This is a genomic window from Nonomuraea soli (assembly GCF_013761175.1).
Taxonomy (GTDB): Bacteria; Actinomycetota; Actinomycetes; order Streptosporangiales; family Streptosporangiaceae; genus Nonomuraea; species Nonomuraea soli.
Genome location: NZ_JACDUR010000012.1, coordinates 39,953 through 53,606 on the forward strand (window position 1 = coordinate 39,953; position 13,654 = coordinate 53,606).

The 13,654-nt window shown below is 70.7% G+C and carries 12 protein-coding genes; 7 read left to right on the forward strand and 5 right to left on the reverse strand.

The genetic code is table 11. The annotated features are described in order from the left end of the window. Positions 1-45: 45 nt before the first annotated feature. Both HNR30_RS44390 and HNR30_RS44395 read right to left on the reverse strand, forming a co-directional pair. Positions 46-798, reverse strand: coding sequence for a methylenetetrahydrofolate reductase (locus HNR30_RS44390; protein WP_181616261.1), 753 nt, complete (start codon positions 796-798; stop codon positions 46-48). Further along, a complete protein-coding gene (locus HNR30_RS44395) occupies positions 795-1,427 on the reverse strand; it encodes a TetR/AcrR family transcriptional regulator (RefSeq protein WP_246380294.1) in 633 nt (210 codons plus the stop codon). The genes HNR30_RS44390 and HNR30_RS44395 overlap by 4 nt, the downstream gene beginning before the upstream one ends. 73 nt (positions 1,428-1,500) lie before the next feature. On the opposite strand from HNR30_RS44395, the gene HNR30_RS44400 reads away from it, so the two are divergent. After that, positions 1,501-2,904, forward strand: a complete 1,404-nt coding sequence (locus HNR30_RS44400) for a DHA2 family efflux MFS transporter permease subunit (protein ID WP_181616263.1) — start codon at positions 1,501-1,503, stop codon at positions 2,902-2,904. Here HNR30_RS44400 and HNR30_RS44405 read toward each other — a convergent pair. After that, complete coding sequence (locus HNR30_RS44405) at positions 2,868-4,745, reverse strand: ABC transporter ATP-binding protein (protein ID WP_181616264.1); 1,878 nt, start codon at positions 4,743-4,745, stop codon at positions 2,868-2,870. The genes HNR30_RS44400 and HNR30_RS44405 overlap by 37 nt on opposite strands. Positions 4,746-4,779: 34 nt before the next feature. After that, positions 4,780-6,768 carry a PhoX family protein gene (locus HNR30_RS44410; RefSeq protein ID WP_181616265.1) on the reverse strand — a complete coding sequence of 663 codons (1,989 nt, stop codon included), beginning with the start codon at positions 6,766-6,768 and terminating at the stop codon, positions 4,780-4,782. 113 nt (positions 6,769-6,881) lie between these two features. Between HNR30_RS44410 and HNR30_RS44415 the strand changes: the two genes are divergently transcribed. Further along, positions 6,882-7,319: a sterol carrier family protein gene (locus HNR30_RS44415; protein WP_312895067.1), complete on the forward strand. Its 438-nt coding sequence runs from the start codon at positions 6,882-6,884 to the stop codon at positions 7,317-7,319. Here the strand turns inward: HNR30_RS44415 and HNR30_RS44420 are convergent. Further along, on the reverse strand, positions 7,316-9,199 hold the full coding sequence (locus tag HNR30_RS44420) for a hypothetical protein (RefSeq protein ID WP_181616267.1): 1,884 nt from the start codon (positions 9,197-9,199) through the stop codon (positions 7,316-7,318). The two genes, HNR30_RS44415 and HNR30_RS44420, sit on opposite strands and share 4 nt — an antisense overlap. A 113-nt stretch (positions 9,200-9,312) precedes the next feature. Between HNR30_RS44420 and HNR30_RS44425 the strand changes: the two genes are divergently transcribed. The 5 genes from HNR30_RS44425 to HNR30_RS44445 are packed head-to-tail and all read left to right on the forward strand — an operon-like array spanning position 9,313 to position 13,648. After that, complete coding sequence (locus HNR30_RS44425; RefSeq protein WP_181616268.1) at positions 9,313-9,771, forward strand: MarR family winged helix-turn-helix transcriptional regulator; 459 nt, start codon at positions 9,313-9,315, stop codon at positions 9,769-9,771. Positions 9,772-9,810: 39 nt separating this feature from the next. Next, positions 9,811-10,551, forward strand: a complete 741-nt coding sequence (locus HNR30_RS44430; protein WP_246380274.1) for an SDR family NAD(P)-dependent oxidoreductase — start codon at positions 9,811-9,813, stop codon at positions 10,549-10,551. A gap of 44 nt (positions 10,552-10,595) precedes the next feature. After that, on the forward strand, positions 10,596-12,035 hold the full coding sequence (purF, locus tag HNR30_RS44435) for an amidophosphoribosyltransferase (RefSeq protein WP_181616270.1): 1,440 nt from the start codon (positions 10,596-10,598) through the stop codon (positions 12,033-12,035). After that, positions 12,032-13,057, forward strand: a complete 1,026-nt coding sequence (gene purM / locus HNR30_RS44440; RefSeq protein WP_181616271.1) for a phosphoribosylformylglycinamidine cyclo-ligase — start codon at positions 12,032-12,034, stop codon at positions 13,055-13,057. The genes purF and purM overlap by 4 nt, the downstream gene beginning before the upstream one ends. A gap of 33 nt (positions 13,058-13,090) precedes the next feature. After that, positions 13,091-13,648 carry a hypothetical protein gene (locus HNR30_RS44445; RefSeq protein WP_181616272.1) on the forward strand — a complete coding sequence of 186 codons (558 nt, stop codon included), beginning with the start codon at positions 13,091-13,093 and terminating at the stop codon, positions 13,646-13,648. The last annotated feature ends 6 nt before the right edge of the window (positions 13,649-13,654 follow it).

Below are 13,654 nucleotides of genomic sequence, written 5' to 3' on the forward strand. Positions count from 1 at the left end.
CGGCGATCGTAACGACGGCGCGTTTCGATCGGCTTTTCGCGCAGGTCAGGCGCGTAGTGATCGGGAAAGTCTGGACTCCACATCGCGGTAGCGGCTCACCGGGATGAGGTGCACGCCCGCGAAGGCCCCCGACTCCTGGATCGACGTCACCAGCTCGCAGGCGGCCTCCACACCCGCCATGCGGTCGGTGGCCAGGGCCTCGACGAGCGAGTCGGGAATGTCGATGTCGGGGATCGCCGCGGCCAGGCGGCGGGCGTGGTTGTGGCTGGCCAGCACCAGCACCCCGGCGTAGACCGGGACGTCGACGGGGTTCTCGGAACGCCAGCGCAGCAGCGCGTCGAGGGAGAAGGAGGCCTGGACGAACAGGAAGTCGGCGGCGCGCTTGAAGGCGGGAAGCGGCTTGAGCCCCGCCGCCGCGCCGACCCTGAACGCGGGGTCGAAGGCCCTGGCCTCCTCGATCATGGAGCGCACGGTCAGATCGCTAGTGCGGTTGCCGCTCGTCGGCTTGTCGCCGTAGACGAACAGGAACTGGTCGACGCCGTAGGCCGCGGCGGTGAGCAGGTCACGCTGGAAGCCGAGCAGGTTGCGGTCGCGGGAGTTGAGGCAGGCGATGCTGCGCCCGCCCATCATCTCGACCTCGTGGGCCACCGCGACGCTGGAGACGGTCGCGCGGCCGATGTGGTTGTCGGGGATGAGGAACGACGAGGCGATCGAGCTCAGCGTGCCGATCTGGTGGCGGACCTTCTTCAGGTCCGGCGTCGTGGGAGGCTCGATCTCGCAGACCACCTGGAACGTCATGCCCGAGATCCTGCCATGGCGACGATTCCGGCGATGATCAGGTCCACGCCGAAGCCGTCGTAGAGCTCGGCGGGGACACCCTCGGACAGCGGCCTGGCCATCTCGACCAGGTAGGGGTACTCCTCGGGCGACAACGACTGCATCGCGATGCGCTTCTCGCGCAGGCGCTCGTCGGTGTCCTTGTGGTGGACGCCTCCGGCGATGGCGATGGCGCTCTGCAGCAGGTACTTGCTGATCAGGCAGCTCTCGTCGGGGTCGAAGCCGCCCTGCCTGGCCAGCCCGACGGCCTGGTCCCAGACCCGCAGGAAGCTGGGCAGCGAGGCGTGGTCGACCTGCCCGAGCACGTCCTTGGCGCAGGGGTAGCGCCTGAGCACGCGGATCAGCCCGCGCAGCAGGTCGCTCAGCTGCTCGTTCCACGGCCGGCCGTCGGCCGTGGGGGTGAAGCCGACGATCAGATGGTCGGCCATGCCGGTGATCAGCTGTTCCTTGTTCTTGAAGTGCCAGTACAGCGCCATCGGGGTGACGCCCAGGTCGGTGGCCAGCCGCCTGATGGTCACCGCGTCGAGCCCTTCGGCGTCGCCGATCTCCAGAGCCCGCTCGACGATCGCCTCTGCCGTCAGTTTTCCCATCACGGTTGACAACTATACGCCGTACAAGTTCAACTGTACGACGTACAAGTACAGCGTATAGGAGAGCTTTGACATGAAGTGGTGGGCACTCGGCGCGGTGACACTCGGCACCTTCGCCACATACCTGAACAACAACGTGGTCAACGTCGCGCTCCCGACGATCGCCAGGGAACTCGGCCTGACGATCTCCGGGCTGGAATGGATCGTCAGCGGTTACGTCCTGGTCTTCGCCGGTCTCATGCTCGCCGGCGGCAGACTCGCCGACCTGTACGGCCAGCGCCGCGTCTTCCTCATCGGCACCGCGATCTTCACGATCGCCTCGCTCGGCGCCAGCTTCTCGACCGACGGCGCCCTGCTCATCGCCATGCGCGCCGTCCAGGGCCTCGGCGCGGCACTCATGACGCCGCCCACCCTGACCCTGATCTCCACGATCTTCCAGGACCCGCGCGAACGCGGCAGCGCGGTCGGCATCTGGACCGCGGTCGGCGGCCTGTCCATGGCCTTCGGCCCGGTCACCGGCGGCTTCATCAGCGAGAACCTGGGCTGGCAGTGGGTCTTCACCCTCAACGTGCCCATCGGCGTCGCCGCCTTCGCGCTGGGCCTGTGGGCCGTACCCGCCGACGCCAGGACCGTACGGCGCAGCCTGGACCTGCCCGGCGTCGCCGCCTCCACCGTCGCCCTGGTGGCGCTCACGTTCGCGCTCATCGAGGGCGCGGCCATGGGCTGGACCTCACCCGCCATCCTGTCCGCCTTCGGCCTGACGATCCTGTCCGCGCTCGCCTTCGTCGTCATCGAGAGCCGCTCGGCCGAGCCCATGATCGACCTCTCGCTCTTCCGCTCCCGCGTCTTCAGCGGCGGCAGCGCCACCATGGGCCTGTGGTCGTTCGGCGTCTTCGGCATCTACTTCTTCAGCGCCCTGTGGCTGCAGAACGTCCTGGGCATGTCGCCCACCGAGGCGGGCGCCTCGTTCATCCCCATGGCCATCCTCATGGCGGTCGTCTCCATGCTCGCCACCCGGGTGACCGGCATCCTGGGCAACGGCCCCACGGTCGCGCTCGGCATCGCGCTCATGGCGGGCGGCGTCTTCGGCCTGTCCGTGCTCGGCGCCGACGCCGGCTACCTCGACGTCCTGCCCTGGTTCCTGCTGTACGGCCTGGGCGCGGGCCTGCTGGTGCCGCTCACCACGATGATCCTCGGAGCGCTCCCCGACGGCACCGCGGGCGTGGCCTCAGGTGTCCTGAACGTCTCCCGCGAGGTGTTCGGCCTGCTCGGCATCACCGTGCTGGGCGCGATCCTCACCGGGAGGCAGGCCTCCCCCGCGCTGCCCGACTTCCTGGAGGCCTACCAGTTCACCCTCGTCATCGCGGCGCTCATCGTCGCCGTCGGCGTGCCTGTCGCGCTGTGGTCGCTCAGGAGGCAGCGTGTCGTGGAGGAGCCGCCTCACGCCGCGACGCTCGTCTCCTCCTCCGCGAACTGAGTGCGGTACAGCTCCGCGTAGCGCCCGTCCGCGGCCAGCAGCTCGGCGTGCCTGCCGCGCTCGACGATCCTGCCCTCCTCCACCACCAGGATCTGGTCGGCTGCCCGGATCGTCGACAGGCGGTGAGCGATCACCACCGCGGTCCTGCCCTCAAGGGCCTCGGTCAGCGCGGCCTGCACCGCCGCCTCGTTGGTGGAGTCGAGGGCGGCGGTCGCCTCGTCCAGGATCACCACGCTCGGTCCCGCCAGCAGCAGCCTGGCGATGGTCAGGCGCTGGCGCTCGCCACCCGACAACCGGTAACCGCGCTCGCCCACCATCGTGTCGAGGCCGTCGGGCAGCGACTCGATGAGCGGGGCGAGCTGGGCGCGGCGCAGGGAGTCCCACAACTCGGCCTCCGTGGCCTCGGGACGGGAGAAGAGCAGGTTGGCGCGGATGGTGTCGTGGAAGAGGTGACCGTCCTGGGTGACCATGCCGAGGAGCTGCCGCAGCGAGTCCGACGACAGCTCGCGCACGTCCACTCCGCCGAGCCGTACGGCACCCGAGTCCACGTCGTACAGCCGCGGGATGAGCTGGGCGACGGTCGACTTGCCCGCCCCCGACGAGCCGACGAGCGCGACCAGCTGGCCGGGCTCGACCGTGAACGACAGATCGTGCAGCACCTCGACGCCGCCGCGGCCGTCAAGCACCGCGACCTCCTCCAGCGAGGCCAGGGAGACCTTGTCGGCCGCGGGGTAGCCGAAGCTGACATGGTCGAACTCCACGCTCACCGCGCCCACGGGAGCCTCGCGCGGCTTGGCGGGGTCGGTGATCAGCGGCTTGAGGTCGAGCACCTCGAAGACCCGCTCGAAGCTGACCAGGGCGCTCATGACGTCGACGCGGGCGCTGGCCAGCGCGGTCAGCGGCGCGTACAGGCGGGTGAGCAGCAGGGCCAGCGAGACCACGGCGCCCGCGTCGAGCCGGCCGCTGAGGGCGTAGAAGCCGCCCAGGCCGTAGACCAGCGCCAGGGCCAGCGCCGAGACCAGGGTGAGCGCGGTGACGAACACCGTCTGGTTGAGCGCCGTACGCACGCCGATGTCGCGGACCCTGCTCGCCCTGGAGGCGAACTCCGCCGACTCCGCCGACGGCCTGCCGTACAGCTTGACCAGCGTCGCGCCCGGCGCGGAGAACCGCTCGACCATCTGGTTGCCCATGGCCGCGTTGTGGTCGGCGGCCTCCCGGCGCAGCCGCGCGATCCGCACGCCCATGCGCCGGGCGGGCAGGACGAAGATCGGCAGCAGGACCAGGGCGAGCACGGTGATCTGCCACGACAGGGAGATCATCACCCCCAGGGTGAGCGCCAGGGTCACCAGATTGCCCAGCACGCTGGAGAGCACGTCGGTGAAGGCCCGCTGGGCGCCGATCACGTCGTTGTTGAGCCTGCTCACCAGGGCGCCCGTCCTGGTACGGGTGAAGAAGGCGACCGGCATGCGCTGCACGTGGTCGAAGACCGTCGTGCGCAGGCCGAGAATCAGGCCCTCGCCGATCGAGGCCGACATCCACCTGGTCAGCAGGCCCAGACCCGCCTCGGCGACGGCCAGGCCCGCGATCAGCAGGGCGAGCGCCACCACCGTGGAGGCGGGGCCGCCCGCCGTGATCGTGTTCACCACCCGCCCGGCCAGCACAGGCGACACCACAGCCAGGGCCGCCATGACCACGCTCAGCACCAGGAAGGCGGCCAGGCGCGAGCGGTGCGGCCGGGCGAAGGCGGCGATGCGGCGGAGCGTTGCCCTGGACAGGGCCTTGCGCTCCTGCCGCTCGTTCATCCGGTACAGCTGGTTCCACGCGGTCACTTCCATGCTCATGGGAGTGACGGTAGAACCTCAATCTCTCTTGAGGTCAAGCTCCGATCTTCTTGCCCTGCGAGTGCCACACCACCGCGACCGACGGGCGAGGCTGCGAGGAACCGCCGTCGGGCCAGTGGCTGGCGGGAGCGTCAGGGTTGGCGCCCGCGAGCTCGCCCGGGTGCTGCACCGCGACGAAGACGCTGCGCTGGTCCTGGCTGATGAGCGGACCGCAGGTCTCCGCGCCCAGCGGCACGGTCAGGAACTGCCGCAGATAACCACGCTCGCGGCCCTGGACCGGCATCACGAACAGGCCGTCGTTGCTGCCGAGCTGGTTGCCGTCCGTCGAGATCCACAGATTGCCGTCACCGTCGAAGGCCACGTTGTCCGGGCACGAGATCGGCGACACCTTCGTCTTGTCGAACCCGGCGAAGTAGGTCGTCGGGTCGTTCGGGTCACCGCAGATCAGCGGCAGCGACCAGGTGAACGTCGTCGCCGCGGCGTCGTTGCGGTGCTCCATGATCTCCAGCACGTGACCGTGCTTGTTCGACGGGCGCGGGTTGGCCTCGTCGACCTCCGCGGCCGTGCGGTTGCTGTTGTTGGTCAGGGCGACGAACACACCGCCGGTGACCGGGTTGCGCTCGATGTCCTCGGGCCGGTCCATCCTCGTGGCGCCCTTCTTGTCGGCGGCCACGCGCGTGAACACCAGGACCTCCTCGGCGGTCATCCCCTCCACGTCACTGACGTCGCCGCTGACCAGCTTCTTCCACTCGCCCGTGCCGTCGTGCAGGCCGTCCTCGGCGCCGTCGCCGGTGAACACCGCCACGTACAGCGTGCCCTCGTCGAGGAGGGTGCGGTTGTGGCGGTCGTGGCCCGGGATGTAGCGGTTCTTGGAGACGAACTTGTAGATGTACTCGAAGCGCGTGTCGTCGCCCATGTAGGCGACCAGCCGGCCGTCCTTCGCGATCGTGGTCGTGGCGGCCTCGTGGGCGAAGCGGCCCAGCGCGGTGCGCTTGATCGGCGTGCTGTCGGGGTCGAACGGGTCGATCTCCACGATCCAGCCGAAGCGGTTGGCCTCGTTCGGGTGCTTCGACAGGTCGAAACGCTCCTCGACCCGGTCGAAGCGGCGGCCGGCGGTGCCCGTGGGCAGGCTGTAGCGCTTGGCGTTCGGGTCCGTGGCGCTGCCCAGCACGAAGTACTGGTTGAAGTTCTCCTCGGCGGTCAGCACCGTGCCCCACGGCGTGGTGCCGCCGGCGCAGTTGTTGAGCATGCCGACCGGGGTGCGGCCCTCGGGGTCGGCCGCCGTCTTCAGCAGGTCGCTCCCGGCCGCGGGGCCGGAGAAGCGCATCGGCGTCTGCGCGGTGATCCGGCGGTTGTAGCGGCGGCGGCCCTTGGTGACCAGCTTCCACTGCCCCGTCCGACCGGCCCGCTCGATCTCCACCACCGAGCCGCCGTGCGCGGCCAGGCCGATCCTGATCTGCTCCTCGGTCGCCGCCGCCCCGCCCGTGTAACCGCGGAACATCAGGTTCTCGTCGCTGTACTCGTGGTTGACCCACATCAGCGCCCGGCTGTGACCCATCGGGAAGACCGTCACGAAGTCGCAGTTGTAGCCGAACTGCCTGGCCTGCGCCTCGGCGGTCTGGTTGTCGAAGTCGAAGGCGGGGGCGTCCGGCAGCACCGGGTCGCCCCAGCGGACCACCGCGGCGCTCAGGTAGCCCGACGGGACGCTCAGCACGTCGTCCTTGTTCGGAGGGACCGGCGTGAAGGTCAGGCGCCCGCCCCTGCCCCAGCCCTGCGACTGCGCCGGCTCGGGGTCGGCCATGGCGGGGACGGCCCCCGCGACACCGGTACCGACGACCACGGCGCCCAGCGCGCTCGCGCGCAACATGCCGCGGCGCGACAGGGCCTGGGTGGCGATGTCACCGAAGTAGGGATTGTCACTGGCGTTCGCCACCGGATGCGCACAGGCGTTGCCACAGCGGAACTGGCACGTCAGCGCGCTCCTGCCGCCCTTGTGTGAGATCAGGGGCAAGAACTTGGTCACGGGTCCTCCAGGATTGCGCGGTAGTTGCGCCCGGACGCTACGACTCCCTTCGAAACCTGCGGTGAACAGCAGGGCCCCGTCCAATGAACCCTTCCTGGGAGGACAATGGAACGGTGCCACCACGCCGTCTCGACCCAGAAAAGACCCGCGTCGCGCTCGACGGGCAACTCGTCGCCCTCGACCTGCCGCCCTTCGACGGGCCCGCGTCCGCCGTGGCCGACGCCCTCGTCACCGCCGTGCTGACCGCCTACGACCGCGGGGTCACGCCCGAGCGTGACGCGGCCCGCCATGCCGTACGGCACCTGCTCGACAGGCTGGCGGCCGACGCGCCCGGACGCACGGTCGAGGTGCGGGTGCCTCCCTACGCCGCCGTCCAGGCCATCGAGGGCCCCCGGCACACGCGCGGCACCCCGCCCAACGTCGTCGAGATGGACGCCCGCACCTGGGTGTCGCTGGCGGTCGGACGGCTCAGCTGGGAGGCGGCAATGGCGACGGGCGCCATCTCCGCGAGTGGCGCCCGTGCCGACCTGTCCGCTTACCTGCCGCTCTAGTAGCTGCCCCCGTTCCACTGCAGCTCCATGCACCGCTGCACCTGATCGGGCATCAGCTCGAAGCAGGGGCCGAAGGTGTTCATGAACCACACGAACCCCACCACGGCCAGGATCAGGGCGAGCAGGCTCAGGGCGATGCCCGCCCAGGCCATCGCGGGCTTCACGCCCTTGGCCACGGCGACGATGCCCAACACCAGGCCGACGATGGCGGTCAGGGTGCCCAGGCCGCAGACGACGAGCAGGAAGATGCTCGCCACGCCGAGGATCAGCGACGCCACGGCCAGGCCGGCGCCCGGTTTCTGGGGCTGCCAGTCCTGGGGCTTGCCGCCGCCCTGGTACGGCGAGCCGGGGTACTGGCCGGGAGGCGAGGGCGGAGGGGTGTAGCCGCCACCGCCTGGCTGGGTGTGCGGGGCGCCGCCCTGGGGCGGGTAGCCCGGGGCCGCGGCGCCGGGCTGCGCCTGGTGGGCGGCGGGAGCCTGAGGCTGGGCGTACGGGCCACCCGGCGCCTGGGAGCCACCTGGCACCTGGGAACCGCCCGGCATCTGGGAGCCGCTCGGCGCTTGGGAGCCACCCTGTGTCTGGGGGCTGCCCGATGTCTGGGAGCCGCCCGATGTCTGGAAGCCGCCCGGTGCCTGGGGGCTGCTCGGCGTCTGGGGCTCGCCCGTTTGCCGGCCGCCCTGGGACATGGCGCCCGCGGCCGCGCCCCCGGCCGCTGCGGCCGCCGCGGCACCCGCTCCCGCTCCCGCTCCGGTCGTGTATGGGCTGTCGCCCTGCTGGCCGCTGACCCCGCCGTACGGCGCGGCGCCCGGAGTCGCCTGGCCGTACTCCCTCGGACCGCCCTCGTACGGCGAGACCGGCTGCGCTGCGGGTGCCGGGTCCTGGGGGGCGGTGGGCGGGTCGTACCTGGAGGGCGTCTGGGCCGCAGGGGTCTGCTGGGCGGGCTCCTCGCCCCAGCCCGGGTAGGTCGGCGTGGCCCCGGGCACCTGGTAGGCCTGCTGCTCGGGTGCCTGGTGGGCGGGCTCCTGGTGGCGCGGATCGGCGGCCTGGTGCGGCGTCGTGGGAGCAGCGGGCTCCTGCCCCCAGGCCGTCGGCTCGCGCGAGGGCCACGCGGGCTCGGACGCGGCGGGCTGCTCAGGTGTCTCCCAGGAGCGCCGGCTCGGCGTCTCCCAGGCGGACTCCGAGGCGGCCTGCTCGCTGGACGGCGACCAGGAGGGTGTCTCGAACTCGGCGGTGCGCTCGCCCGGAGTCTCCTCCACCGGCTCGCGGACCTGGTGGTCCTCGGCGGCCGCAGCAGGCTCCTGGGCACCCGGAGCGGCGGGCTCCCCGGCACCCCACGTGCTCGGCTCGATCGGCGCGGCGGGCTCCTCGGCGCGCCACGCCCCAGACTCGCCGGACGTAGCGGGCTCGTCCGCACGCCACGCACCGGGCTCGCTGGATGCGGCGGGCTCGTCCGCACGCCACGCACCGGGCTCGTTCGACGGAGCGGACTCCCCCGCGCGCCAGGCGCCGGGCTCGCTCGACGCCGCCGACTCCTGGGCACGCCACGTGCCCGAGTCACTCGACGGGCCCGTCTCCTCCGCGCGCCAGGCGCCCGGTTCCCTCGACGCGGTGGGCTCCTGGGCGCCCCAGGCGCTCGGCTCCCCCGAAGCGGCGGGCTCGCCTGGCTCCGCGGAGCCAGGCCCTCCAGCCTCGGCGTCACGAGCCTCGGGGTCACGAGCCTCGGCGTCACGAGCCTCGGGGTTGAACGGGTTGGCCTCGTCCCCCGGTGCCGTCTCGGGGTCGGAGGCGGGTGGTTCCCGCTCCCACCACGAGTCGTCCGAAGACGGCGGCTCCTCGCGCGGCGGGCGAGGTGGCTGGTTCGCATCACCAGGAGTGGTCACGTCTACGTCCCCCGACGTGTCGGCATACCGGATACCCCAGCCTCCCCCGAACCCGCACCCCCACCGGCGCGGACACGGTAAGCGCAGGTCGATGCTTGAGTCATGATGAAGGCATGCTCGACGAGACCCTGACCTACGCGCTGATCAAGCTCACCAAGATGCACCGCTACCGGGTCACGGCCGAGCTGGCCGAGCTGGGGTTGCACGTCGGTCAGGAGATGCTGCTCAACCAGCTCTGGCGCCAGGACGGCCTGTCCCAGAGCGAGCTGATCACGCGTCTCGGCGTGGAGCCGCCGACGGTGACCAAGACGTTGCAGCGCCTGGAGAAGGCGGGCTTCGTGCAGCGGTCGCCCGATCCGAGGAGGCCGCGGGCGAGCGTCGTCAACCTGACGCGGGCGGGCAAGGACCTGCAGGGGCCCGTCGAGGCGATCTGGCAGCGCCTCGACCAGGAGTTGCTCTCCCGGCTGGCGCCCGAGGACCGGCAGACGATGGTGCGGCTCGTCCACAGCCTGTGGAGCTGCCCTTCCGCTGAGGGCGAAACCCCTTTGCATCATGGCGAAGCTTGCAGTTAGCTGGCTAATTAGTCGGCTAACTAGCAAGGAGCCATGAACATGCGTGTACTCGTCACCGGCGGCTCGTCCGGCATCGGCGCCGCCATCGCCAAGGCCTTCGCCACCACGGGCGCTGACGTCACCCTGACCTTTCACTCGGGTCCCGAGCGGGCCGAGCAGATCGTGAAGGAGATCGAGAAGGCGGGCGGCACCGCGAAAGCCGTACGGCTGGACCTGGCCGACCACGACGGCATCCGTGCGGCGATCGCCGACCACGGCCCGTTCGACTCGTTGATCGCCAATGCCGTCCACTGGGGCAGCATGGACAGTTTCACCAAGTCCTTCGAGGAGATGCCCATCGAGGAGTGGCAGGCTTCGCTGCACGCCAACGTGCTGGGCAACGTGGTGCTGGCGCAGGCCGTGCTTCCTGGGATGAGAAGGGCGAAGTTCGGCCGGATAGTCCTGGTCTCGTCGGGGATCGCCGAGGAGGGCACGCCCGGCAGCGGGCCGTACGGCACGGCGAAGGCGGCGCTGCACGGCCTGTCCCGCATGATCGCCTGGCAGGCGGGCGGCGACGGCGTGCTGGTCAACGTGGTCGCGGCGGGACTGACCAACACCGACAGCACCCCGATCCCGCAGGAGGAGCGTGACGCGGTCGCCGTCAGGACTCCCACCAGGCGGTTGTCGACGTCGGACGACGTGGCCGCACTGGCCGTGTTCCTGGGGTCCGCGGCCAACCGGAACCTCACCGGAGAAATCGTTCGAGACGGGTCGAATGCTGGCAGAAGCATCCATGTCTGACCCAGGTGTGCGAGCAGTTCGGGCACCGACCTAAACTGAAGCACGTGCTGAAGGGCGACGGCCGGCTTGGCCATGACCTGGACCCCCACGACCGCGCACCCAAGGACGCCTGTGGCGTGTTCGGCGTGTGGGCCCCAGGCGAAGAAGTCTCCAAACTCACCTACTTCGGGCTGTATGCGTTGCAGCACCGCGGACAGGAGTCCGCGGGCATCGCAGTCAGCGAGGGCAGCCGCATCCTCGTCTACAAGGACATGGGCCTGGTGGCCCAGGTCTTCGACGAGTCGGTGCTGGGCACCCTGCGCGGCCATCTGGCCGTCGGTCACTGCCGCTACTCCACCACCGGGTCGAGCGTCTGGGAGAACGCCCAGCCGACCCTGAGCTCCACCGAGGTGGGCGGCCTGGCGCTGGCCCACAACGGCAACCTGATCAACACCCCGGAGCTGGCCGAGAGGCTGGCCCCGGGGGTCACCAGGGCCACCACCGACACCGAGGTGCTGACCACCCTGCTGGCGCAGGACCGCAGCCGCTCCATCGAGGACTCAGCCGCGGAGCTGCTGCCGAAGGTCAAGGGCGCCTACTCCCTCGTCTTCATGGACGAGAAGACCCTCTACGCCGCCCGCGACCCGCAGGGCATCCGCCCGCTGGTGCTGGGCCGCCTGGAGTCGGGCTGGGTCGTGGCGAGCGAGACCGCGGCTCTCGACATCGTCGGAGCGGTCTTCGTGCGCGAGGTCGAGCCGGGCGAGATGCTCACCATCGACGAGCGGGGCGTCAGGTCGCGCCGCTTCGCGCTGGCCGAGCCCAAGGGCTGCCTGTTCGAGTACGTCTACCTGGCCCGTCCCGACACCACGATCGCCGGTCGCGGCATGCAGGTCACCCGCGTCGAGATCGGCCGCATCCTGGCCCGCGAACACCCGGTCGAGGCCGACCTGGTCATCCCGACCCCCGAGTCGGGCACGCCCGCCGCGGTGGGTTACGCCCAGGAGTCAGGCATCCCGTACGGCCAGGGCCTGGTGAAGAACTCCTACGTGGGACGCACGTTCATCCAGCCGTCGGAGACGCTGCGCCAGCTCGGCATCCGCCTGAAGCTCAATCCGCTGCGCGAGGTCGTCGAGGGCAAGAGCCTCGTCGTCGTCGACGACTCGATCGTGCGCGGCAACACCCAGCGCGCCGTGGTGCGCATGCTGCGCGAGGCCGGAGCGCGCGAGGTGCACGTGCGCATCTCCTCCCCGCCCGTGGCGTGGCCGTGCTTCTACGGCATCGACTTCGCCACCCGCGCGGAGCTGATCGCGGGGTCGCTGAGCGTCGAGGAGATCCGTGCCTCGCTGGGCGCCGACTCGCTCGGCTACATCTCCCTCGAAGGCCTGACCGAGGCCACCACGCTCCCGGCCGACAAGCTCTGCCGGGCTTGCTTCGACGGGAAGTACCCGATTCCGATCGACGCCGACAACGTCGGCAAGTACGTGCTGGAGAGTTCCCAGAAGTGAACACCTACGAAGCCGCCGGGGTCGACATCGCGGCGGGCGAGCGCGCCGTCGAGCTGATGAAGTCGAAGGTCGCCCGCTCCCGCAGGCCCGAAGTGGTGGACGACGCCAGCGGCTTCGCCGGGCTCTTCGACGCCTCCTTCCTGCTGCGTTACGAGCGGCCGATCCTGGCCACCTCGACCGACGGCGTGGGCACCAAGGTCATGCTGGCCCAGCAGTACGGCAAGCACGACACGATCGGCATCGACCTGGTCGGCATGGTCCTCGACGACCTCGTCGTGGTCGGCGCCGAGCCGTTGTTCATGACCGACTACATCGCCTGCGGCAAGGTGGTGCCCGAGCGGATCGCCGAGATCGTCGGCGGCGTGGCCGAGGGCTGCCGCCTGGCCGGAGCCGCGCTGGTCGGCGGCGAGACGGCCGAGCACCCCGGCGCGATGGGCGCCGACGAGTACGACCTGGCGGGGGCCGGCACCGGCGTGGTGGAGGCCTCGCGCATGCTCGGTCCCGAGCGGGTCCGCGAGGGCGACGTCGTGCTGGCGATGGCCTCGTCGGGGGTGCACTCCAACGGCTACTCGCTCGTACGGCACGTCATCAAGCAGGCCGGGCTGTCGCTCGACGCGGAGCTGCCCGAGCTCGCCCGGCCCCTCGGCGAGGAGCTCCTGGAGCCGACCCGCATCTACTCCCTCGACTGCCTGGAGCTGGCCAGGGCCGTCGAGGTGCACGCCTTCTCGCACATCACCGGCGGCGGCCTGTGCGGCAACCTGGCGCGCTCGCTGCCGTCCACGCTCGACGCGGTGCTCGACCGCGGTTCGTGGACCCCTCCGGCGATCTTCGACGTGCTCGCCGGGCACGGCGAGATCGGGCAGGAGTCGATGGACCGCACCTTCAACCTGGGCGTCGGCATGGCCGCGATCGTCCCGGCCGAGGCGGTCGACCCGGCGTTGCGCCTGCTCTCGGAGCGCGGGCTGCCCGCGTGGGTGCTGGGCGAGATCGTCGCCGGATCGGGAAATGCGGTCTACCGCTAAAACCAATTCCGGCTCTGCCGCCTCTAACGAGGCATGAAGAAGATCACACTCCCCCTCCTGGCCTGCCTCGCCCTGCCGCTGGTGGCTGCCGCCCCGGCCCAGGCGGCGAAGCAGGTCAGCCTGTGTGACACCGCCATCAAGGACGCCAAACCCCGGTCGGGCGAACCCGCCCGGGGCCGCGGCGCCGTACCTGGACTGCGCGTGTCCTACCTGCCCAAGGGTTTCATCTACGGCGACTTCTCCCACCACAGCGGCAAGAAGGCCTGGGAGTACGGCTACGCCTGGAGCGACGATCGCGACGACGTCGACCGCAAGCACCGGTCGTTGTGGGTGCGTGTCGTGTGCTGGCCCGCCGCCAAGAGCCTGAAGGACCTGCCCGGCCTGCCCGTCGTCGAGGGCTCGTTCGCGACCGCCGAGAAGGCCACCGTGGGCGGCAGGAAGGTGCTGACCAAGGAGGGCGACGGCGCGCTCGGGCACGGACGCTACGTCGGCTGGGTCGAGCGCCCCGGCGTCGTCATCACCGTCATGGCCAGCGAGCCGCTGACCTCGCGTCTCGGCCGGATCATCAAGGGAATCAGAGCGACGAACTAAAACGAG